The organism is Bacteroides intestinalis DSM 17393 (genome assembly GCF_000172175.1).
GTDB lineage: Bacteria > Bacteroidota > Bacteroidia > Bacteroidales > Bacteroidaceae > Bacteroides > Bacteroides intestinalis.
Window position 1 is genome coordinate 1,503,595 of the sequence record NZ_ABJL02000008.1, and the last position, 23,517, is coordinate 1,527,111.

Here is a 23,517-nt window from a genome sequence, read left to right on the forward strand (position 1 = left end):
AAGGACAATATAGACTAGCAACATCATCTGGCACATCGCCTGTCATCTCATCAAGGCCGTGACCATAAGGAAAGACTATCAAAAGAGCCATCTTCCGGCAGTGCTTATTGTGGATGATTCCGACCTGCCGAAGACCGGATTGAGGATGGAGTGTATTGGCAAGATATTCTCGCACGTGTTTCAGCGGTGCATTCTCGGCTACAAGCTGCTGGCCCTGTGCTGGAGCGACGGCCGCTCTCAATTTGTCGTGGACTTCTCGATTCACGGCGAGAGAGGGAAGGTCGATGGCAAGGAACAAGGTCTTACGGCCCGGCAGCGCGAGAGGCGCTACAACCGCAAGCGTGACAGAGACTGCCAGACCGAAAAACGCAAGGAAGAGTATTTCGTATCCAAGCTTGAGCGCCTGAAGAGCATGGTGAAGAGACCATTGGAGGATTGTTCGCCGATATATATGAAGGCGTACACGAGCTCACCGTCGTGGAAAAGATCTGGTCAATCATTATTGATGTAATAGCAATCGTGGCTGAGATTTTTACCATTGACGAGAACGAATTGATGGAGCAAATTATACGGGATAACCGCAGGTTCAAGGCCATGCAACTGATCGCTCAGACTGCATAAAACCTAAATCCGAAACTTGAGTAAAATACATAACTGTAATAATCTACTACTAATCTAAAATAAAGCGATTATAAGCTATCCTTTTTCCTGTGTTTGTTTTAAAGTTTTCATCTATACACTTTTTTATCTTTTCCTGTTCTTTTTCTTTATCCATAACCGTTAAATTTTCAAGCAAATCAGCTTCCCATTGTATTTGAAAATCAAGTCCATCAATTTTAGATGGAGTATGATGGTTGCCTATTATAAAGCATATTCTATCAATATTTTTGTTATAGCCTACCTTTTTTAATATTTCTTTCGCTACTTCTGGTCCTTCCTTTTCTTGATAGACACCATCAATAGAACCGTATTTTTTTTGTGCTTCAACCGCACCAATATCATGTAGTATAGCAATAATACTGATGAATTCTTTTTCTTCCTCTCCGATATTTTCTCCTTTCATTATATCTTCTGCATTTTTCAAAACTTTGAAAGTATGCTCTATGCCAAAAGGAATTTCTTTGAATACTTCTTTCATCTCTATAATAATTTTTTCTTTAAACATAAATTACCTCCATTTATATCTTATAGGTGTTTTAGTTCTATCTATACACTTTTTTGTTCGCCGATACAATCAGCATCATGGGACGGCGCATTTCATCCTGCATCCCCGGAATATCCATCATGTTTTCCGGCGGCTGCGGCTCCACAATATGATTTATTATAAAACCATTTGAAAGCAGTGTATTTAGATATGTGGTCAGTGTTCTATGATATTTTGTAACCTTTTCTCCCAAAAACACAGCTGTCCGTTTGCCCTCATAATAATAATTATCCACCGGAAAATGCAGTATTTCTCCTTTTTCGTTATAATGCCAGTCTTGTGTTCCATAGGCAGTAAAAACAGGATGTTCAACCGTAAAAACTAGATTACCACCAGACTTCAGTATTCTATATATCTTTTTTACTAAAATCTCATAATCTGCTACATAGTGAAACGCAAGTGAACTTAATATTACATCAAAACTCTCCTCTGGGAATTCCACATCTTCTATAGCACAGCATTTATATTCAACCTGTGGAAAATGTGTTTTTTCTTTGGCTACCTCGAGCATTTTATGAGAAATATCAACACCTACAACAGAAGACGCTCCGTGTTCCATCGCATAAATACAGTGCCATCCATAGCCGCATCCTAAATCAAGCACACGCTTATCTTTAAAATCCGGCAGCAGCTTTCTCAATGTTTCCCATTCTCCTGCACCGGCTAGTCCCTGCTGTGAGCGACTCATTTGACTGTATTTTTGAAAAAATATATTATCATCATATTTGTTTTCTTTCATCTGAATTCCCCCTCGTTTAAAAAGTTATTTCTCTCCGTTCTTCTTCTCTTAGGTTATGGCAATGGTCTTATGTCAATATTTTTGTCTATCCAACCCCAAATCAACACTTCTGTCTATCCAACTATAAAAATTCATCTCTTTGCAGCCTCTAAAACGCGGAAAATCCGAGGACCTGGATTTACGTCCAAATCCTCGGATAAGCCTTATATTTCAAGCATTTTCACACTATCAATTATGTACTTTAGTCAACAGAACCACGCTCTCAACATGGCTCGAGAGGACAGAATGAATGTCATTTGAGCGTATCCGTTCTCGGAAACATATCCACTACGTTTTTGGCACTATCGGTAGGCGGGAACATATCCAATCTCTCTCTGGAATGTATACCATACTTTTAAAAGGCAGAATAGCATTTTAACTTATGCTACCCTACCTATAACTAAACATTTACAGTTGCATGTGGCCTATTGTTTTTAGCCGTTAAATATTTTATAACTATTAAATAGCGATACAAATTGTTCGAAACTAATATTGTTTATATCATATATTCTCGCATATTTTAAAGCTTTATTAAATTGATTTTTTGTAAACAGTTTTTCATACTCTTTGTTAACCCATTTCATTACAAAAGTTTCATATTTTTTTCTCTCTTTAAATGCCATTTTTGCTGGCTTTCTTTTTAATACAATTAATACGCTATCCACTTTAGGTTTTGGATGGAAATAATACCTGGGAATTTTTGCTAATATAGAAATATCTACCTCTGCCATTAACAGCAATGCTAGTGATCTGTTTGTATCTAATAAACTTTTAGCAAAACCATATTCCACTATTAAATAACTTATTGTGGCTGAACTTTCAAAAACAATTTTTCGAATTATATTTGTGCTTATGTTGTAAGGTATGTTGCCAAATATTTTATATGGATTGTGGCTAGGAAATGTAAATTTTAGTATATCATCATTTACTATTTGATAGTTAGGATAATTTAAGAGCTTATTACGAGTTACCTCACATAATTTAGAATCAATTTCTATCGCCGTAACAAAATTACATCTCTTTACCAATTCAGCAGTAAAATGACCTTTCCCTGCACCTATTTCAAAGATGTTATCTTTTTCATCTAAACTTATGCAATTCATTATTTTTTCTATGTGATATTTTGAAGTAATAAAATTTTGACTATCTTTTATATTTACTTTGTTCATTATAACCCCTCCTTAATTTATTTCATCTCTTTTCGAATATTTATTCATTAATTCCTCTAACCCTGCTTCGGATGTTAGAATTTCAAGATTATCAACCTTAATTCCCACGAAACCCTATAGGTTGCGGATTTGAGGTTTATCTTTTTCCTTGTTGATTTCGCTGATTTTGTAGAAGTGTACCTCTTCATCTGCCTGCTTGCACACCTTGATGAAGTTGGTCATGTCTTCATCAGGTACAGTCAGATAGACAAGTTCTCCGCCACTTTTCCATGTGACAAACTGTAGGTCGTAATAATAATTGTGTTTGAAATCAACAATCTTCTGATGACTTGCATGCACAAACACCAGACTATGGATGACGGGTACCATGAAAAAGACTTTCTTGCCCTTGACAGTGCGAAGGACTTTCTGCTTGGGTATGAAATACTCTAAGCCATACGTTTCATTAGAGAGCCGATCTTCGGCAGTATTCTCGTTCTTGTAGACCCGCATGACATACCACAGTATCTTATCCTTGTCCAATACATTCACCATACTGTTTTGACATGTGTTTTTTGAGAAAAGAACGTACTCATGGTTCATCCCGATATGCGTATCGGTCTGTATATCAGCAACTTTCTATGTGTTTCAACTACAATAGTCATCTATTCTCATCTTTCTGAGTCCACCCCCTGCAAAGCCCCTCTTTACGACATAAAAATTCGGTCGGAAAAGGTATGCAAAAGATGTTTCTCTCTTTAAGAGAAATATCGTTTTGCTAAACAGTTGATATTGAGGTATCATTTTATCGTAAAAGACATATTTGCTCAACAATTGCTTGACGGAAATCAACAAATTTTAGCATTTTTGTAAAAAAGTCGCTATATAATTTGGTGAATTGGAGTTATTTTCATATTTTTGCATCCCGAAGAGTTTCTCTTAAAGAGAGAAACACCTTTTTGCTCAACAATCCCCGACTTTTTTATTATAGTTGCGGTATCACACCGCAATACAATAGTTATAAATATTGAAATAAAGGTGCAGTGAGACGCTGCACCTCCTAAAGAGAATTGATGATGAGATTGTTGGCGTTGTCAACGACAGAGGTGTCCAATGAGGAGAGGTATATCTGTGTGGTTTTCTCGGAGTCATGCCCCAATGCCTCGCTGATAGTAGATACGGGCACGTTCTTGCTCTTGGCTATGCTTGCCCAGGAGTGGCGGGCTACGTAGGTGGTCAGGGGTACGGACAGGCCTATCATTTCTCCGATTTTCTTCAACTGCTTGGTGATACGGCTATAGGCATTCTTGTACTGTCTCCAGAATATGGCTCCCTCTCCTTTTGCTATAGGGAGCAGGTAGGGAGAATCATCTGTTTTGTACTTCGCCACTATCTCCTGCATGGCAGGTTCCCATTTGATGTGCAACTGTTGTGAGGTCTTCTGACGGCGGTAAATGAGCGTACTGCCATGCAGATTGCTTGGTGTAAGTTGTGCCATATCGATGAACGACATCCCACGGGTATAGAAACTGAACAGGAACATATCCCTTGCAAGCTCCAAACGGGGGTTCAGACTCAAGTCCAGCTCTTTCAGTTGCTTGATGATTTCCAAGGGGAGTGCCCGCTTGACGGTCTTGTCGATGCCGGTATATACATGCTTGAACGGTGAGGAAGAGATGACCAGTCCGTCATCTACGGCATGATTGTAGATGGTGCGCAGGTTGCGGATGTAGAAAGAGGTGGTGTTGCGGCACAGTCCGCTGTCTTTCAGCCACTGTTCATAGCCTTGTATCGTTGTCCCATCGACTTCCTCCAATGGCACATCGCCTCCTTTCAGGTAACGCTGGAGGCTGTTGAGGGTGGTTTTGTACCTTGCTACCATCCGCTTCTTGCCGATGCGTCTCAGTTTTTCGTTCAACTCCAGCGTATAGCCGATAATGCCATGTAATTCTTTTCCCTCATGGAAGTTGTCAACGACGGTGTCTGCTGTATATGACTGCCCTTCCTTGTCCAACCGTGCAATGACCAACAGCAGTTTCTTCCTGTCAGCATCCAATGTATCTTTCAAGGAAAGAAGATAGGCTTGACGTTGTGGAGTGACGGAAGTTGGCAAAATGATGTTTGAATGGTCCGCATCCCACTCTGAGGAATAGATTCTGTACTCTGTATGGATCTGACGTGCCACACGATTGTGTATCACCTGATAATACAGGCGACCCTCTTTCTCTTGAACAGATGATGTTCTGAACTTTAATTTGATGGATGCCATAATGCTCTGACTTTAACATTGAAATTGCAATTATTACCTTTATATATAATATAAGTGACAGACAAACAGGTATAGGAGGGATGGTGCCTCACCGCTCGGCATACAACAGCTGATATTCCACCCACCTCCGTTTCCTAATGGATGCCACTGCTTTTCCCCTCCATTTGCAATAGCTCAGATAGAGTGGCAGGATGTCCCTGTCGCCACGTTCCAATCGGGTGAGCAGGGACGCTTTCGGGTATCGTCCATTGCCTAACAACTTGGCTGGTCCAATCTGGTACGAGAGGGTGGCAAGCAGATAAGCATCCCTGCCATAACGGGCATATAGGCGCAGGTGCCGGAGGAGGTCTGTCCGTAACAGCAAATCTGCACGCTGACGTGTCAGTGTTTTCGGGAAACGCTCTCCCTTCTGTAGCTGGTGACCATAGCCCACATAGCCCGGTGTGGTCTTTGGGTCGTGCCACCCCTCAAACTCCTTGATGAGTGCTACCGCCTTATCGAACAGTTCCGCAGAAATCTCCTTTGGCATCGGTGGCGAAGAGTCGCCGCCTCGTGTCTGTGCCTTGGCATATCCGCAAAGCAGAGTCAGACATATAATCATCAACTTTATTCTCATAGATTCTCTTTTGTGATTGGTTATGGCGGCAGACACCCGACAAGCGAGTGCCTGCCTCCGTTGGTTAAGGATTGATGTTGATTGGAGAGACGATAGTTCCTATGGGAGTAATCGTGTTACCTTCTGTGGTATCCTCTTCCTCCTTCACCTCGTTATTGAAAGTGAATGTAAGCTGATAGAGCTGATCGTGATTGTCCTCGAAATAGACATCTATCGTCTGCTGATCCTCACACTCCGAGGTGTAGTACAGACGGAACACATCTCTGTCAAGCGGATAGCGGTCATTCGGCAACAGCACCATACCATCATCCATTCTCAATGTTCCCTCGCCATCGGGCTGGAAATAACGGATTGTGTAGCGTGTATCGGAGAAATACCCTTCACGAACAATCTCACAGCGTATCTCTGCTGTCTCGCCCTGTACCAATCGCTTGGGTACAGGCATTGTCTCAACCATAAAAGGATAGGCTTGCTGAACATCGAGGTCATCCTCGCAAGATGTGAAACCCAATACAGCGGTCATCATGGCACCACAAACCATCATATAGGAAAATAACTTTTTCATAACGCTTTTAATTTTAATTGATAATAAACTTGACACCTAAACCGAACTGAGTGCTGAACTTGCCGAGTGAGCCTCCCCAAAGGACACGCTCACGCACATTTGCAAGCAGTACAATACGGTCTGTTATATAACTCTCCAATTCAAGGGTAATGGCACCGCCATAGATGAAGGCATCCTTGGCAAGCAGCGTAGAGCCGTCATAGAGCATCTTGTCACCCCAATTCACCGTTTCGTAGCCTGCCAATGCAGAACCGCCGATGGAGAGGAAGAAGGTCTTTGTAGGATCGGACAAGAACTTCAGGTAGTAACCGCCCTCGGCTGTGAACTGGGCACGCGGAATAGATGTGCCGCGATAGTCGTAGTTCTTGAGCAGATACTCTGCACCCACCACCCAGCGGTTTGCCTTCTTGGTATATCCCGACATCGCTATTCCCGTGTAGTAGTTGAGCGGAGATTTAGAGCCGTTTACAAAGCCGCCTCTGAGTTCCACACCCATCATCTTCGGGAGATAACGCTGGGCGTATGCCTGCCCCGATGACAGGGCAAGCGATACGACTGCAACAAATAGAAACAGATACTTCTTCATAGTTACTTAACTTTAAGTTCGTTGATTACTTTTGCTCTTACGATGTCCTCACTCTCCACGGTAAAGGTCTGGTGTCTGCCACCGCTCTTCTCGTGCATCTCCACCACAAGCACCTTGTCGGCAGGGATAGTGAACTTGTCGAACACGAATACGGTACGCTCATCCTTGTTGCCAGCAACGGTTGTGGCATAATCGTATGCACGCAGAGGGAAGATGACCTGCTCCTGAATGGCTGTACGCTTCATCACCTGCTTATCCACAATCTTGAAGGTCACAAAGTCCACCTCGTATGGTACATTCGATGTGTTCTTCACCTGCGTATGGAAGTAGAGCAAACCATTGTGGGTGTATAGACCACGCAACAGATACTGGATGCCGAAAGCCTTGCTACCGATGTGCTTGATGTGGCGTTTGTTGTCCTTGTGGATAGCCTTGCTGATAAGGTGTACCAACTTCGGCGACTCGCTGCCCAACTCCTGCAAGTAGATGTCGAGAGCATTGTTCGGGCGGTTCACCTCACTGCCATCGTGAATGAAGTCCTTCATCTCGATATTGAGTAATAGAGGCTCATCGGAGTACTTCACATTGAATGTGTAGAAACTGCCACTCTCAGTAATCACCGACATATTGGTCTCATCGCGGAAGTTCTTTACGGTAGCCTTCACACGAATCACATTCTCCGAGCCGTCGGCCTTGCCTGCGATAAGGTTAGGCGAACCGAGATCCACATAGCGTACCGCCGCAGGGAAGATGATGTGTGTTGTCTTGTCGTATGTCACCTCCAAGCCGTAAGGCGGTATCATACGGTCAAAGGTCAGTTTCTTTGTCAGACCGTGATAGATGTCACCATCCTCCTGCTGCGGATAGATGTCCGTAGTGAGGGTTACATCACCGGCTACCGTGTTGGTTACTGCGGTTGAATCAACCGACTGTGCATTGGCACTTACAACGCCCAAAGTGAGGGCAAGCATTACAAAAAACTTTTTCATGACTTTAATGTTTTAATGGGTTATTAATTGTTTTGATATAGCATCAGGGTATATCCTGATTTGAGGTGTACCTTCTCTTCACGCATCTTTTTGGAGATGTACTGAGACACGCCCTGTATGGCACCACGACCTACTTCAGATAGCAGTTGGTCTCCGGCAGACTGGTTGGTGATGGAGATACTTGTTCCGAGGTTCTGCCCCAGATTTGCCGCCATCTCCTTCGCCGCACTCGCTTCCATCGAGCCGGGGATGAAGATTCCCGCCTGTCCGTCATTGTCGTGGACCGTTAGCTCTACGGGGATGATTGTGCCGTCATACTCCACCTGAAGAATCTCTATGTCGAGCCTTTCACCTTTTATGCTTCCTTCGCCCGTGATGAGGATGTTTCGTGGCAGTACATACTTTCCGACACGCATTGCCTCCAAAAGTCGCAGTCGCACACTCTGACCGCTTGTGATGGTCTGGTCGCCATGCACGCACGCCTTGATGGTGTTTCGTGCGGTCTCGGCAGGTGCTTCACCCACTGCGGTATGAAAACCTCCGCCTATGGATTGCGACAGCCTTGCTATCATCGCCGAGTCGCTCACAGGCTGAGCGAGTGCCGACACTACGGGTGTCGTTACCTGACCTACGGGCTGAGCCTTCGCCTTGCCGCTTCGTGTCGTGGTCTCCACCTCCTCGGCTTTGCTCTCGGAGGTGGTTGTTGTGCCTCCGGGCATATACTTCGCTGCAAGCTCGTATGACTTCTCCAAGAGTGCCACCTGGTCGGCATATGTCGGTTGGCTGTTCTGCTGTTGTGCCATCGACTGCTTCAACTCCTCAAGCTCCGCTTTCAGAGCCTCCTTTTCGGGATCCTCACGCGGCTCTTCGTAGAAACTGCCGAGTGTGGCATTGATGTCATTGTAGGCAGATGTGGATGTGGAGAACGAGTTGCTACGACTACTGCTGCCACTTCGATAGGATGAACTGCTACCACCTGTGTATCTCGGCTCTTCGGGTATCCCGACCACCTCTTCCTCCTCGTCATCGGCGGTCATTGCGGTGAAGTCCTCAAGGGTACGCATCTTCTGCTCCTGCTTGACACGCATATCCTCCAGCTCATAGGCGGCAATCTTGTCCGCTTCGATGCCTGCACCTCGCGGATCGGGAAGTTCGGCATTGAAGCCTACCTTCTGCTGTTCCGCCTGTACCTGCTCCTTCGATGGTTTGAAGATGAAGTACATGGAAACGAGGAATAAAAGTCCCATTCCGGCATATATAAGCCACTTCTTGATTTGCTCCTTTCTTTTCAGAGCGTTTGCATCGTTACTCATAGTTCTCTGAATTAAATTGGTTAAAGAACTCTTCCATCTCCCGTATCTTCTTATCCGAGAGGCTGTCGGCAGGAGCTGCCTCCTCCTCGATAATCAGGTTGGTGGCAGGCGGCTCACTTCTGACATACTCCTTATACCTGTAATCGGGAGCAGGCATAAAGATTACATAGAGGGCAAATCCCATATATGCCAGCAAGAGGCCGTAGATGATAAGGCGTTTGGTCTTTGATGTCTTGTTGTTCCAAGACTTGTTGATTGAATCCTTGATTTTTTGAATGTACTTTTTCATCGCTGTAAATGTTAATGGTGAATAATTAGGTTATCTGTCATAGACTCTCAGGTCCTTGTTCTCCACCACACGGAACGCCTCGAAGATGAATCCATGAGGGTTGTTATCGCTGCGTGTGGAGTTAAGCAGTCGCCCTTTGGTCACTAGGCTGCGCTCGGTGATACTCTTCTCGCGGATGATGGATAGCCTTGCGTATGTCACCACCTCGTAGGGATAGTGGTTGAAGTTGCAGCTTATGCTATCCACTTCGATACGCTGTGTTACATTGCCTGAGATGATACGGTTGTAATATCCCTGCTCTGCAAGGTCGCTGTAGTGCTCGTATGCCGAGCGGTCGCTCAGAAACATTGCCCTCTGGATGTTACCCTCGATGGCGCTCTTGTCGGGTGCAAGCGTGAAGAAGAGTTCGTGGAAACGCTTCACATGTTCCCTTGCCTCCACAGGACGGTTCTGCTCCAGGTCCTGAGATAGAGCCAGCATCAGCGACTTGCCCTCGTCAAGGACATAAATCTTCTGTCGTTGTGCCTCGGCAAAGCTGTATGCCTTCCAAAGCGAGAAGCCCACAAGTGAAGCACAGACAAAGAGGTAGGCAATGCCGAAGAAGCGTATCTGTCTGAAGCCGGTTTCGATGTTTTTAAGTGATTTGAATTCCATTTGAATACTGTTTAATAGGTTATCGTTTAAGTAATCTTCCTGCGATGTTGCCGATGGCGGCACCTGTCGCACCTGCTGCTATCGATCCCGTGCGGCTCGCTGTCTGTGCCACGTTCCTGCCGTAGTTACCTGCACCGCCGCCTGCCTGGATTATCCAGTTGGCCACTGTCGGAATGGTGAAATATCCGATGATGCCGATAATGAGGAAGGTGATATAGACCGCATTCGACCCGTCAGGGATGAAATTGGGATCGGACAACTGCTCGATGTCCTTCTGTAGCATCAGTACCTGTATGCGTGCAAGCACGCTGCTGAAAAGGTCGCTCACGGGGAGCCATAGATAGATGCTGATATATCGGACAAACCACTGCGTGAGTGAGGCATGGAAGCCGTCCCAACAGGCTATCGCAAAGGATATGGGCCCGAGTATCGAGAGGACAATGAGGAAGAATGTTCTCAGCGTGTCTATGACAAGTGCTGCGGCATTGAACATCAGTTCCAACAGTTCACGGAAGAAGTTCTGAACAGCCTTTTTCATATTGTACATCGCACGATCCACATACATTCCGCAAGCCTCAATCGCATCCAACGCTCCCAACTCATCGAGCTTGTTGTCAAAGGACTCCTTATCCACAAGGTAGGCTGTTTCGGGATTGCGTTTCATCGCCTCAAATTCCAGTTTATCCTTCTGCTTGCGATACTCGTTCATATCGAAGGTCTGTGTTTCAAGGATTCTGTGTGTTCCCGTCACGATGGGCGACATCACGCTGTTGAGCGTGCCCAACACCAATGTCGGGAAGAACATGATACACAGTCCGAGAGCAAAGGGACGCAGGAGCGGAAAGACATCTATAGGCTCGGCTCTTGCCAACGACTGCCAGACACGATAGGCGACGTAAAAGAGAGCACCCAATCCGGCAAGTCCTTTGGCGACACCCGTCATCTGCGAGCAGAGGGGCATCATATCCACATACAGACTCTGGAGTATCTGATGCAGATTGTCAAAGTTTACTGCTAATAGTACCATAGTCGTAGGGTTTCAGGTTTACCAATAGCGTTCACTCGGCGAGCCGTAGAGGGACATCACACGGTCAACATCGTTCTGCTTCTTCGCTCTGAGGTAGGACACTCCGATATTCTTGTTGGTGTAGTACTGCACAAGCCCACGGTACTGGAGCATCTCGCTATAACACTTGTCGATGATATCCATTCTATCCTTGTCGCTCATCGAGAGCCCGTTCTCATTGACCACCGATTTAAGGTCATTCAAGAGGTGGGCACTCTCTTCGAGCAGTTTTGTATATCCCAGAGCAATGGCACTGAGTTCCTCCACCGTGAAGTAGGGGTCGTTGAGCATACGCTCAAAGCTGTTCACATAGATGTCGGTGATGTCGCCTACAAGCAGGATGGTCTGCTGTACCTTGCGTGCATCGCGGACAAGGTTCTTCACCTTCTTCAGAGCATCGTAGTACTCCTTGCCCTGCTTATAGATCTTTACTGTCTCCTGGAAGTTCTGAATCATCGTACTTGCCGTAGAGGATGTATGCACGATGTTCTTCGTGGCATTGATGATGCCTTGTGCGAGGTTGCCGGGGTCTGTCACCACCCACTGCGCCCTCGATGTCTGGCTGACAAAGAGAGCCACCAGACAGAGCATAAAAATTTTAAATCTCATACTGTTACGAATTAAATGGTGAATAAATGGGTTACTTGTTTCGCTTGCTCTCGGCAAGCTGCTTGATGGCGAGCTCGATGTTGCCGTCCAACTTCTCGGTGAGCTGCTGCAACTCCAGTTTCTCGGTCTCCTCGGTAGTGTAGCAGTAGTACTCTTCGGAAGATACCTCTGTGGCATAGACCGCCGACTGTGCTCCGCCAAGACCTATCCACACCTCCTTGTATTTCCTGCCGGGAGCATTGGAGAGGTTGATGGAGAGAATCTGTGCACGCTCCTTGTCGGTGAGTCCGAGCAAAGCCTGTATCTCATCGAACTTGTTCACATACTTACGCTGGTCAAGAAGAATCTTGCAGTCGCTGTTGTTGATGATGGTACCCTTGACGATAGAGGAAGAGATGATGTCCTCGACCTCCTGCGTTACCACAACTGCTTCGCCGAAGAACTTACGCACGGTCTTGAAGAGGTACTTCAGATACTCGGCCATGCCCTCCTTGCTGATGGCTTTCCAAGCCTCCTCCAAGAGAATCATCTTGCGGATGCCCTTCAGTCTACGCATCTTGTTGATGAAGGTCTCCATAATGATGATGGTCACTATCGGGAAGAGTACCTTATTGTCCTTGATGTTATCCAACTCGAAGACGATAAACCGCTTGTTGAGCAAGTCCAGCTGCTTGTCGGAGTTCAGGAGGAAATCATACTCGCCACCCTTGTAGTATGGCTCCAAGACATTGAGGAATCCCCACACATCGAAGTCCTTCTCGCGTGTACGCTTCTCCTTGAGAATATCCTGATACTCGTCACGGATAAACTCATAGAAGGTGTTGAACGATGGCTTGATGCTCTTGTCAGTGCGGATACGCTCCAAGAAGAGGTTCACGGCATTGGAGAGTGCCACCTCCTCGGCTCTCGTCGGTGGCTCATCATCCCTTTTCCACAGCGTGAGGATAAGTGTCTTGATGGACTCCTTCTTCTCAATGTCGAACACACCATCCTCGACATAGAAAGGATTAAAGGCTATCGGATCACTCTCCTCATAGGTGAAGTAAATGCCGTCCTCGCCATGCGTGCGTGCATTGATAAGGTTACACAACCCCTGATAAGAGTTACCCGTATCGACAAGCAACACATGCGTACCTTGCTCGTAATACTGCCTTACCATATGGTTGGTGAAGAAGGACTTTCCACTGCCCGAAGGACCGAGGATGAACTTGTTGCGGTTGGTGATGACACCACGCTTCATAGGCAAATCCGAAATATCCAGATGGATAGGCTTGCCCGTCAAGCGGTCCACCATACGCATACCGAACGGAGAGAGTGAATCCTGTCCTGTGGTCTCCTCAATGAAGAGGCATAGTGCCTGCTCGATAAAGGTGTAGAAGGACTCCTCGGCAGGAAAATCGCCTGCATTGCCGGGGATAGCAGCCCAGAATAGTGTCGGTGTATCCACCGTATTGTGTCGGGGCTTGGCCTCCATCAAGGCGAGCTGACTGCCTACATCGTTCTTCACACGCTTCAGTTTTTCCCTGTCATCGCTCCACGCGAAGACATTGCAATGGGCACGGATAGCCGTCAGCCCCTGGCTGTGTGCCTCGTTCAGGTACTCCTCAATCCACTCGCGGTTAATCTGGTTGGAGCGACTGTAACGCGATAGCGAGTGCATATTGCGTGCTGTCTGCTCGAACTTACGCAGCATCTCCGCAGAGTCATCGATGAAGAGGTACTGGTTCACGATGTGGTTGCAGGTGAGCAACACCCCGATAGGTGCGGCAAACGAGAGGCGGCAATCGCTACGGTCTGTTGAGAGACGCTCGTAACGGCTGTCGGTAGCCACGCTTGTCGGCAGGTCTTCGGGATCGGAGAGCGTATGCAGGCAGAGGTAGTTGTCGCCAATCTTCATCTCGCCAGCTCCGAGGGTGATATCCTGCAAGCAGGTGGTATCCTCCTGCGAGAGCGAGAAGTATTTCTCGATGATGCCCGCACTTGACTCTGTGCCTGTAATCTCATCGCCCGTAAGACGGGTGAGCGTGATGAATCCGCTGTCGTTGATGATACGCTCGAACTGCTCGCAGCACTCCAGGAATCGGCTTACCGCCTCCTTGTCCTGCATCTCCTTCGGGATGATGAAGCCGCGGGTAAGGGCATTGAAGCTGCTGGTTGTGCGGCTATGCTCCTTGGTGGTCTTGGTGAGGAACAGATAACAAGTGTGCTTCAGGTAAGGACGCTCGTTGAAGTGTCGCTCAAAGGAACGAGAAAGGAAACTGAGGTCTTCCTTCTGCAACTCGGGGGTGTAGCTCTCCTCAATGAAGAAGTCCTGCTTATGCACGATACTGTAGTTCGGCAAGACCTTGACCGCCTTGACCCATGCCGAGTGTATCGCCTCATACTCCGCCTGTGTGACAGTGAAGAGTTCGGGAAGCTCCACACGATAGCAGACCGTGATGTCGGCATCCTTGCTGATGATGCAGTCGTGCTCAACCGACAGAATCGGGAACTTGCTTTCGAGGGTAGCTGCTTTCATTACATTTCTCATGACTTTCTGTTTTTGAGGTTAGGAATAATCAATCGCAAGAATCGCTTGCGGCTGATGATGTAGCGGGGATGGTTCTTTGCAGCCTGTATCTTCATCAAGCCCCACTCGCCATACTTGGCATTCAGGTGGAATGTCGCCCAGACAAGTACCGAAGCGGAGATGATTCCCAGTGCGATACATATCCATTGGTTCACGCCTGCCATATACAGCACCATAAAGGCAATGAGTATGGCGAGCAGACCGCCGGCGAAGATGAAGAGGTATTGGCTGCGTAGCCCCTTGAACTCGGGGCTACGACCAATCCCTTTGTTGATTTGATAGACCGCCATATTAGAGGAAGAATGAACGTAAGATGGTGGCGGCTACAATCAGGAAGATACAGGCACCGAACCAAGAGGCTGCGGTCTTCGAGGTGTCGGGGTCGCCAGAAGAGAACTTCGAATAGACCTTCACGCCGCCGATAAGACCGACTACGGCTCCCACTGCGTAAATCAACTTGGTACCCGGATCGAAATACGATGTTACCATGTTGGTAGCCTCGGTGATACCTGCGATACCGTTACCCTGTGCAAATGCACTCACTGTTGCAAGCATAAATGCTGCTGCGAATAATACTTTTTTCTTCATACGTCGAAATGTTTTTTAGTTATACAAAAAGTGATTTCGACTGCGAATATATAGCACTTAATTCATTGATTTTCAAATCGGTCTATACACGTCATAACGTGTCGTCAGATGTCATAGTTGGGGCATTTTGAAGGGTGGATTTTGGGGTGAAAAGAGGTCGTGAGGAGTTATAAATGATGTGCCAAATTTGAAATAGATTTTGTACCGAAGAGTGAATTTATGGAAATAGAAAATGATGATTTGTACTATTTATGGAAATAGAAATAAACAAATCGCATTATTTATGGAAATAGATTACGGAAAATTTGCTGTTTTATGGAAATAGAATTATTTTTGCAGTAAAATAATATGAATTATGAATACTCAGACATTACTATCAATAGTAGCAGACCAGCGTGAGGAGTTGCTAGCGAATGATTACTCGGAGTTGTGCCCACGTCCTGAAGAATCACAACTTGACTTAAAGAGCAATCGAGCTCAGGTTGTGATAGGTGTCAGACGATGTGGAAAATCAACATTATGCGAAATGTTCCTTAAGCAAAAGGGGATTGACTTTGCCTATGTAAACTTTGATGATGACCGAATGGAGGATATGAAGGCAAGTGATTTAGACCATTTGCTTGAAGCATTATATATGACCTATGGAGAGTTCAAATATCTGTTCCTTGATGAGATACAGAATATAGAAGGCTGGCCATTGTTTGTCAATCGATTGCTTCGCCAGAAAATGCATCTATTTATTACGGGTTCTAATTCTAAATTACTCAGTAAGGAATTAAGTACACATCTGACAGGAAGAAATAATAAGGTGGAACTCTATCCTTTCTCATACTCCGAGTATTGTGCAATGAAAAAGATAGATACCACTTCGCTATCAACAAAAGCAAAGGGTATTCGCAAAAGTACCCTACATGAATATCTTCTACAAGGTGGATTCCCAGAATTGTTCAATGAGAGTAATCGTAAAGGTTATATTAACGGATTATTGGATGCCATCATCAAGAATGATATAGCAAAACGCTTCAAGGTTCGCAATGTGGAAGCATTACGAAGAATCGCAGCTTATCTTGCCGATAATTATTGTCAGGAATTTGTCGCCAAAACGGTAGGTGAATTATTCGGAGTATCAAATCATACGGCTGAGAACTATTATTCCTACCTTAAAGAGGCATTTCTATTGGTAGGAGTAAATCGCTTCTCATATAAAAGTAAAGATCGTGTAAGAAACGAAAAGGTTTATGTAGTGGATACTGCATTTGTCACTGAACGCGAGGATAATTTCTCACTGGAAAATCTTGGCTGGAAGTTGGAGAATATTGTATGCATTGAGCTGATGCGTCGCTATAAGCCACTCTTTTGTGATGTTTTCTACTATAAGGAAACATCTTCGCAAGTTGATTTTGTTATAGCAAAAGATGGCAATGTACAAGAGTTGATACAGGTATCATACGATATCTCTACTGAAAAGACACGCAATAGAGAGATTAGAGGTTTGAAGAATGCAGCCAAGAAACTAAAGTGCAATAATCTTACGCTTGTAACCTTTGAAGAACAAGAAACAATTGAGGAGGATGGTTACACCATAAATGTTGTTCCTGCTACAGAGTGGTTACTTAACAAATAAATCTTATTTAATTTACTAATAGCAAGGCAAGAATCATAATGCACAAGGCATTACGATACTTGCCTTACTTGTTAATTGGAGTAGCTGAATACACATATAAACACTGACACCCCGATTCACATCGGAGTGCCAGCCTAGTTAACCAAATATATAAACAATGAAAAAAAGAATGTTTATTACATAAATTTATTCCAATCAACCGCAATACGCTCTGATTGCTTACCATTCTGCCGACGACCTGCACCATCAAGATTATCTCTTAGCAATCTATCCACTTGCTTTTCCGTACTGATAGATGTAGTGTAAAAATGATAGATGTCGGAATCTTGAAGTTTATATAAGGTCTCTGCGGCATCCATAATCTTTTTCTTATCTGTAGTCCTATTCAATAAGACATCTGCCACATTACCCAACTCTTCAAAAGTACAGGCTCCCGAAAATTCCGGATCAGGAATAGACTCGGAAGACATCAATTCCTTCATATCCTCTTGCGACAATCTTTTCTGCGGTACAAAATTATCCTCTACATCTTCCGGATTGACATCCTCATCAACAGGTAACTCAACCTGCTTCAACTCTATTGAGCGTGTCGGAGTCTTGCGAGCGACTTCAGGGTCTTCATAATAGATGATATTGGACTTTCCCATAACCTCATTCGGGTCATCAAAAACCACAGGTTTGATTTTAGGCTTGGGCTTGGGCTTTTCTTCTACGGGTGACTTCAATGTTTCATCTTGTGAAGTGTCTTCAAATCTCTTGGCAAGTTCCTCTACTATTGCTTGAGCTTCCAAATCAGAATAAGATGAAGGTTGAAATGCTTGCTCTTCAGACTGTACCTTCTGCAACATAGGTCTTTGCATTCTGGCTTTTCGCCTGTCCTTCCTCGCTTTCTCTTCCATCCGTTTCTTTCGATACTTCCACAATCTGATACGGGCAATACGAGCCCAATTGTGTAACATATTCCAGAAGTCATACATTCGCTGACTGAAAATCATATTCCATACTTTGTATAATATATAGGTTGCTGATACAGCCTTAACTGATAAATAAAAAATGGTTGTTGTCATAGTTGTTAAATTTTAGGTGGTGAAAATCGTTCTTTATAAAGTTGAGTTATCTCCTCAATGTTAAGTTCTATATGCTCTGCTATAATGTTACTGAGATAGCTTGCAATGCTGGTCTCTGGAGCAATCACGGGCAAAAAGTTCTTGATTTGCTCGTATAGCTGACGGTTCAGATACACTTGAACACGCCCCGACATAGGTGTATTCATCAAATACTTCTGTCTATAGTTGCTCTCTTCCTTTTTTTTGCGAGGCTTGGGCTTTTCTTGCACCACCTCTTCAACAGGTTCTTCCTCGGTGGTTATGGCTTCATTCAGAATCTCCTGTACAGAAGTTTCATTCTTAGAAACATTATCAGGTTCCCGCCCTGCCATATACCCCCTTATAAGATCCTCATCGACTTTTACGCTCTTCTTTGCCATAGTTATTTCAGTTTAAGTATTTCAAGAAGTTCATTGGCAAGTTCCTGTAATCCGCTTCCTTTGAGTTGCCCCGCAGGAGGAGGCAACAGCGAACATCGGAAATAGGTACGAGATGACATCGACAACTCCTTCTCGTATCGACAAAGTTCTGGGATACTTGATTTCAGTACTTTTAATCCTGTCTTCTCCATCAACTCCGAATAGTTCTTGAGTACCTCCACATTGCTCCTTCGCTTTACCTTCGTCCAGAACATATAGATATCCTTAAGCGGAATGCCTTTCTTTTCTGCCAAGAATCTCACCACACTGCTTGCGAAGCTGAAACTGCTATCCATTACAAAGTTGTCGGCAGCAATGGGAGTCAATACATAATCCACATTGAAAATGGTCTGTAAAACTCCGGGGACATCCATAGAGCCTGGGAGGTCAATAAAAATGATGTCATACTCTCCAGTTTCAGCAAACTCTCCCGCTGTGGCGCGGGCCTCTTCGGGCCTTACCCTTTTGATAGGATAAATCTTACATCCACGGAGTCTTTGCTCTTCAAGAAGCGTCATATACCTCTTGTTTTTCTCCACCATCTCCTTGTCTCGTTCACGGAGATTATAAAGGCTACGCTGGGTAGCATCACAATCCACGATGGCTACACTCTTATCCATCGTATAGTTCAGGAGGCTGGCAAGGGCTACCAACATTGTACTTTTACCAACTCCACCTTTCTGGTTGCTTACTGCAACAAATACTGGTTTTTTTTTCATAACTGTAAATTTTTTAATGGTTAATTACTTATTACATTATTTGTCTATTACTTGGTTTGTTGGTTTGTTGGTTACTTGGTGATATGGTGACATTGTGCTCACCAACCAATAAGTCAACCTTTGTTTGTTGCAACGCCCCAATAATGCAATAATTATTTGCTTGCTTACTCTCACAATTTCACCAATCCTTAATCACTTAATCAAGCAATCAATTATTGGTTTGTTGCACCATTTCTGACGCAAAGAAATAGCGAAAAATTGGAATAATCACAATGTCGTCAAGCCTCTGACTACACATGTCATCATATGTCATCACATTGCATATAACTCGCTATTTATCAATAGAATACACCTGTCTAACTTTGCACCCGAAAGGTCTATGGACGCACGACGAACGGAGTTTTCGGATGCTTCTCTCTGAGGGGAACGGCGACAGCCAATTTTACGAAGGAAAATTCATGTTCAAGCGAACATAGCAAGTTGTGTTTTGAGGCACCCGAAATGTTTTCGGGCACTCAAAACAAACTTGCCACTCGCCTGCGGCTCGGGGAGGGATTCACTCCAAAGTCGTGAATCCATAGCGGAAGTTAGTAACCAATAAAATGTAAAAGTATGCAGACGAACAACAGGAAAAACCAAAGAAAAGGTGTAGGCCGGAAACCCAAATTAGATCCAGCTATACATCGCTATGTGGTCCGATTGACATCGGAAGAGAACGGACACTTCGACATCCAATTCCAAAAATCGGGATTCAAGGAGAGGTCGAAATTTCTAAAGGCTCTAATCTTCGAGCGTGAAGTAAAGGTGGTAAAACTCGACAAGGCGGCGATGGATTATTACATACGCCTCACGAATTTCTACCATCAGTTCCAAGCCATCGGCAACAACTACAATCAGACGGTGCGAGCCGTAAAAGCCAACTTCGGGGATAAGCGGGCATTTGCCCTTGTCGCCAAATTGGAGAAAGCCACACTGGAGTTGGTAGTATTGAGCAAACAGATTATCGCCCTCACACGCGAGTTTGAGGAGAGGCACTTGAACCGTAAAAGCGGAGGTTGATATGGTAGCTAAGATCAACAGAGGAGCTTCGCTCTACGGAGCAGTCATCTACAACCAGCAGAAGGTAAATGAGGCGACAGGTCGCATCATAGCGGGCAACCGTATGATTACCGATTCACTCTACGACCCTGACAGGATTGTCTCTCAGACGATGTTCGCCTTTGAGAGCTATCTCGCAGCCAACAGAAACACCGAGAAGCCTATTCTGCATATATCGCTCAACCCGACACTGGACGACAATCTTACCGATAGTCAGTTTGCGGATTTGGCAAGAGCCTATATGCAGAAGATGGGCTACGGCAACCAGCCCTACATTGTCTATCTCCACGAGGACATTGACCGCAGACATATACATATTGTATCTACCTGCGTGAATGAGAATGGCGAGAAGATAGATGATGCCTACGAGTGGAACCGCTCGATGAAGGCTTGCCGAGAATTGGAGCAAATGTTCGGACTAAAACAGATTGCCGACAAACGCAGGGAACTATTGGAACCTTATCTGAAAAAGGCGGACTACACCCGTGGCGATATTAAGCAGCAGGTATCCAACATTCTCAAGAGTGTCTTTACCTCGTATCGTTTCCAATCCTTCGGCGAGTATAGTGCCATGCTCTCGTGCTTCAACATCGAGGCAAAGCAGGTCAAAGGCGAGTTCGATGGCAAGCCCTATTCGGGTATCATCTACACGATGACCAATGACAACGGCAAGCCTATCTGTACGCCAATCAAGTCCTCGCTTATCGGCAAGCGTTTCGGCTTCGAGGGTGTGGAGAAGCGTATCGCCTACAATGCTCAGGAGTTCCGAGCGAAGAGGTGGCAACCTAAAATCCGCAATGATGTGGCTTTGGCAATGCACGGCTGTCGTGGCAACCGCGAGGAGTTCGTGCGTCTGCTTGGCAGCAAGGGCATTGATGTGGTGTTCCGCGAGAACGATGCAGGGCGTATCTACGGTGTCACATTCATCGACCACCACAATCGTGAGGCATATAACGGTTCCCGTCTGGGCAAGGAGTTCTCGGCAAACAACTTCGAGAAGCTATTCAACTCGCAAGGCGACATTCCTTGGGCCGATATGCCGCAAGGTTTCTCCGAGAGCCAAAGCCTCTCATCGGCAGACCTTGAATCGGGACTGGAGCAAGCCTTCGGAATCTTCTCGTTTGACGCTCCTGCAAATGATCCGCAGGAGGAGATGCTCGCCAAGCAGTACCAGAAGAAAAGGAAGAAGAAAAAACGCCGTTCACGCGGCATATCGTAAACCAATTTCACTAACCATTAAAACGAATTTATTATGCAACAGGAAGATGATTTGAGAGGATTGGCAAAGGTCATGGAGTTTATGCGTGCCATATCCATTATATTTATTGTAGTACATATCTACTGGTTCTGCTATCAGGCCATCGTGGATATGGGTATCAACATCGGAGTGGTAGATAAGATACTACTCAACTTTCAGAATACGGCAGGGCTGTTCAGCAACCTGCTTGTGACAAAGGTCTTCGCCATCATATTCTTGGCTCTGTCGTGCCTCGGTACTAAGGGCGTGAAGAATCAGAAGATGACCTGGCAGAAGATTTATGCGACCTTCCTCGGAGGTCTTGTTCTCTTCTTTATGAACTGGTGGTTGCTCGATTTGCCATTCTCGCCAATCGTGAATATGGCAATCTATACGGTTACTATGACTGTCGGATATATCCTCCTTCTTATGTCTGGAGTATGGATTAGCCGTATGTTCAAGCATAACCTTATGGAAGATGTCTTCAATGTGGCCAACGAGAGTTTCATGCAGGAGACACGACTGATGGAGAATGAGTATTCGGTAAATCTGCCTACGAAGTTTGTCTATCAAGGCAAGGAATGGGACGGTTGGATAAATGTCGTGAATCCGTTCCGAGCAACCATTGTATTGGGAACACCGGGTAGCGGTAAGTCGTATGCCGTAGTGAACAACTACATCAAGCAGACCATAGCCAAAGGATTTGCCACATACATCTACGACTACAAGTTTGATGACCTCTCTGTAATTGCCTATAACGAGCTGCTGAAGAATATCGACAAGTACAAGGTAAAGCCGAGTTTCTATGTCATCAACTTTGACGACCCACGACGCTCACACCGCTGTAATCCCATCAACCCGAAGTTTATGGTTGATATCAGCGATGCCTATGAATCAGCATATACTATTATGCTTAACTTGAATAAAACATGGATTCAGAAGCAGGGCGACTTCTTTGTGGAATCTCCGATTATCCTTTTGGCTGCGATTATCTGGTACCTGAGAATCTACAAGGACGGTAAGTATTGTACCTTCCCACATACGATTGAATTCTTGAACAAACCGTATGCGGATATCTTTACGATTCTGACCTCTTATCCTTCGTTGGAAAACTACCTATCTCCATTTATGGACGCATGGAAAGGTGGAGCTCAAGATCAGCTCCAAGGCCAGATAGCAAGTGCCAAAATTCCTCTGTCGAGAATGATTTCTCCGCAGCTCTATTGGGTGATGACGGGCGATGATTTTACCCTCGATTTGAACAATCCCAATGAGCCGAAGATACTCTGCGTTGGCAACAATCCCGACCGCCAGAATATCTACTCGGCAGCACTCGGACTATACAACAGCCGTATCGTGAAGTTGGTGAACAAGAAAGGTCAGTTGAAGAGTTCCATCATCATTGACGAGTTGCCGACAATCTATTTTCGTGGTATCGACAACCTCATTGCCACTGCACGAAGCAATAAGGTAGCAGTTTGTCTCGGTTTTCAGGACTACTCGCAGTTGGCTCGTGACTATGGCGACAAGGAGGCAAAGGTTATCCAAAATACGGTTGGAAACATCTTCAGCGGACAGGTGGTTGGCGAAACAGCCAAGAACCTCTCTGAGCGTTTTGGCAAAATACTCCAGCAGCGTCAGTCGGTATCTATCAACCGTCAGGACACATCTACCTCTATCAATACGCAGCTGGATTTCCTTATCCCTGCATCGAAGATTTCCAACCTCTCGCAAGGTACATTCGTAGGTAGCGTGGCGGATAACTTCGGTGAGGAGATTGACCAGAAGATTTTCCACTCACGCATCATCGTGGATAGTGCAAAGGTCAATGCTGAGATGAAGGCATACAAGAAGATTCCTATCGTCAATGAGTTCAAGGACGAGAACGGCAACGACATCATGCAGGAGCAGATAGAGCGTAACTATTCCCGTATCAAAGATGAAGTCGAACAGATAGTTCAAGATGAAATGGAGCGTATAAAGGCTGATCCTGAATTGCGTAAACGATTGTTACCAGACGAGAAGGACGAAGAGGATAACGATTAGAATCTGTATCCTATTTCTTACCGCA

The 23,517-nt window shown here is 45.2% G+C and carries 25 protein-coding genes; 5 read left to right on the forward strand and 20 right to left on the reverse strand.

Annotated features, from left to right (window positions below; translation table 11 throughout):
- Positions 1-58 precede the first annotated feature (58 nt).
- Positions 59-511, forward strand: a complete 453-nt coding sequence (locus BACINT_RS24380) for a hypothetical protein (protein WP_007664626.1) — start codon at positions 59-61, stop codon at positions 509-511.
- Between the two features lie 159 nt (positions 512-670).
- On the opposite strand, the gene BACINT_RS15380 is transcribed toward BACINT_RS24380, so the two are convergent.
- The 17 genes from BACINT_RS15380 to BACINT_RS15460 all read right to left on the reverse strand — a co-directional run bounded on the left by BACINT_RS15380 (position 671) and on the right by BACINT_RS15460 (position 15,243).
- On the reverse strand, positions 671-1,165 hold the full coding sequence (locus tag BACINT_RS15380; RefSeq protein ID WP_007664627.1) for an HD domain-containing protein: 495 nt from the start codon (positions 1,163-1,165) through the stop codon (positions 671-673).
- 37 nt (positions 1,166-1,202) lie between these two features.
- Entirely contained in the window at positions 1,203-1,943 is a 741-nt protein-coding gene (locus BACINT_RS15385; protein ID WP_007664628.1) for a class I SAM-dependent methyltransferase, read from the reverse strand.
- 473 nt (positions 1,944-2,416) lie between these two features.
- Positions 2,417-3,151, reverse strand: coding sequence for a 23S rRNA (adenine(2058)-N(6))-methyltransferase Erm(G) (gene erm(G), locus BACINT_RS15390; RefSeq protein ID WP_007664629.1), 735 nt, complete (start codon positions 3,149-3,151; stop codon positions 2,417-2,419).
- Between the two features lie 114 nt (positions 3,152-3,265).
- Positions 3,266-3,685 (reverse strand): UpxY family transcription antiterminator, encoded by a 420-nt coding sequence (locus BACINT_RS15395; protein WP_232288775.1) that lies wholly within the window; start codon positions 3,683-3,685, stop codon positions 3,266-3,268.
- Between the two features lie 505 nt (positions 3,686-4,190).
- Positions 4,191-5,399, reverse strand: coding sequence for a putative resistance-associated DNA invertase (locus tag BACINT_RS15400; protein WP_005816149.1), 1,209 nt, complete (start codon positions 5,397-5,399; stop codon positions 4,191-4,193).
- An 88-nt stretch (positions 5,400-5,487) separates the two neighbouring features.
- Entirely contained in the window at positions 5,488-5,928 is a 441-nt protein-coding gene (locus tag BACINT_RS15405; protein WP_044155306.1) for a lysozyme family protein, read from the reverse strand.
- Between the two features lie 151 nt (positions 5,929-6,079).
- Positions 6,080-6,580, reverse strand: coding sequence for a DUF3872 domain-containing protein (locus BACINT_RS15410; RefSeq protein WP_007664642.1), 501 nt, complete (start codon positions 6,578-6,580; stop codon positions 6,080-6,082).
- Positions 6,581-6,593: 13 nt separating this feature from the next.
- Positions 6,594-7,166, reverse strand: a complete 573-nt coding sequence (locus BACINT_RS15415; protein WP_007664644.1) for a conjugal transfer protein TraO — start codon at positions 7,164-7,166, stop codon at positions 6,594-6,596.
- Positions 7,167-7,168: 2 nt separating this feature from the next.
- Positions 7,169-8,155 carry a conjugative transposon protein TraN gene (gene traN / locus BACINT_RS15420; RefSeq protein ID WP_007664647.1) on the reverse strand — a complete coding sequence of 329 codons (987 nt, stop codon included), beginning with the start codon at positions 8,153-8,155 and terminating at the stop codon, positions 7,169-7,171.
- A gap of 23 nt (positions 8,156-8,178) precedes the next feature.
- Positions 8,179-9,468, reverse strand: coding sequence for a conjugative transposon protein TraM (traM, locus tag BACINT_RS15425; RefSeq protein WP_007664648.1), 1,290 nt, complete (start codon positions 9,466-9,468; stop codon positions 8,179-8,181).
- Positions 9,461-9,757, reverse strand: coding sequence for a hypothetical protein (locus tag BACINT_RS15430; protein WP_007664649.1), 297 nt, complete (start codon positions 9,755-9,757; stop codon positions 9,461-9,463). Before BACINT_RS15430 ends, traM begins: the two co-directional genes overlap by 8 nt.
- A gap of 30 nt (positions 9,758-9,787) precedes the next feature.
- On the reverse strand, positions 9,788-10,411 hold the full coding sequence (traK, locus tag BACINT_RS15435) for a conjugative transposon protein TraK (RefSeq protein WP_007664650.1): 624 nt from the start codon (positions 10,409-10,411) through the stop codon (positions 9,788-9,790).
- A gap of 19 nt (positions 10,412-10,430) precedes the next feature.
- Positions 10,431-11,438 (reverse strand): conjugative transposon protein TraJ, encoded by a 1,008-nt coding sequence (gene traJ, locus BACINT_RS15440; RefSeq protein WP_007664651.1) that lies wholly within the window; start codon positions 11,436-11,438, stop codon positions 10,431-10,433.
- Positions 11,439-11,456: 18 nt separating this feature from the next.
- Positions 11,457-12,086, reverse strand: a complete 630-nt coding sequence (locus tag BACINT_RS15445; protein WP_007664652.1) for a DUF4141 domain-containing protein — start codon at positions 12,084-12,086, stop codon at positions 11,457-11,459.
- A gap of 31 nt (positions 12,087-12,117) precedes the next feature.
- Positions 12,118-14,616 (reverse strand): TraG family conjugative transposon ATPase, encoded by a 2,499-nt coding sequence (locus tag BACINT_RS15450; RefSeq protein WP_007664654.1) that lies wholly within the window; start codon positions 14,614-14,616, stop codon positions 12,118-12,120.
- Positions 14,613-14,945 carry a DUF4133 domain-containing protein gene (locus BACINT_RS15455; RefSeq protein WP_007664656.1) on the reverse strand — a complete coding sequence of 111 codons (333 nt, stop codon included), beginning with the start codon at positions 14,943-14,945 and terminating at the stop codon, positions 14,613-14,615. Before BACINT_RS15455 ends, BACINT_RS15450 begins: the two co-directional genes overlap by 4 nt.
- A 1-nt stretch (position 14,946) precedes the next feature.
- A complete protein-coding gene (locus tag BACINT_RS15460) occupies positions 14,947-15,243 on the reverse strand; it encodes a DUF4134 domain-containing protein (RefSeq protein WP_007664658.1) in 297 nt (98 codons plus the stop codon).
- Positions 15,244-15,598: 355 nt separating this feature from the next.
- Between BACINT_RS15460 and BACINT_RS15465 the strand changes: the two genes are divergently transcribed.
- On the forward strand, positions 15,599-16,867 hold the full coding sequence (locus BACINT_RS15465; RefSeq protein ID WP_007664660.1) for an ATP-binding protein: 1,269 nt from the start codon (positions 15,599-15,601) through the stop codon (positions 16,865-16,867).
- Positions 16,868-17,043: 176 nt separating this feature from the next.
- Here the strand turns inward: BACINT_RS15465 and BACINT_RS15470 are convergent, their stop codons facing one another.
- Genes BACINT_RS15470 through BACINT_RS15480 form a run of 3 tightly spaced genes read right to left on the reverse strand, consistent with a single transcriptional unit; the run spans position 17,044 to position 19,111 of the window.
- A complete protein-coding gene (locus tag BACINT_RS15470; protein WP_007664662.1) occupies positions 17,044-17,934 on the reverse strand; it encodes a DUF4122 family protein in 891 nt (296 codons plus the stop codon).
- Between the two features lie 5 nt (positions 17,935-17,939).
- Positions 17,940-18,353, reverse strand: coding sequence for a DUF3408 domain-containing protein (locus tag BACINT_RS15475; RefSeq protein WP_007664664.1), 414 nt, complete (start codon positions 18,351-18,353; stop codon positions 17,940-17,942).
- Between the two features lie 2 nt (positions 18,354-18,355).
- Positions 18,356-19,111, reverse strand: a complete 756-nt coding sequence (locus BACINT_RS15480; protein WP_005794037.1) for a ParA family protein — start codon at positions 19,109-19,111, stop codon at positions 18,356-18,358.
- 612 nt (positions 19,112-19,723) lie between these two features.
- Here BACINT_RS15480 and mobA point away from each other — a divergent pair.
- From mobA to mobC, 3 genes are read left to right on the forward strand one after another with little or no spacing between them, the layout of a single operon-like run.
- Positions 19,724-20,170, forward strand: a complete 447-nt coding sequence (mobA, locus tag BACINT_RS15485) for a conjugal transfer protein MobA (RefSeq protein WP_007664665.1) — start codon at positions 19,724-19,726, stop codon at positions 20,168-20,170.
- Between the two features lies 1 nt (position 20,171).
- Positions 20,172-21,428: a conjugal transfer protein MobB gene (mobB, locus tag BACINT_RS15490; RefSeq protein WP_007664666.1), complete on the forward strand. Its 1,257-nt coding sequence runs from the start codon at positions 20,172-20,174 to the stop codon at positions 21,426-21,428.
- Positions 21,429-21,461: 33 nt separating this feature from the next.
- Entirely contained in the window at positions 21,462-23,492 is a 2,031-nt protein-coding gene (gene mobC, locus BACINT_RS15495; protein ID WP_007664667.1) for a conjugal transfer protein MobC, read from the forward strand.
- The last annotated feature ends 25 nt before the right edge of the window (positions 23,493-23,517 follow it).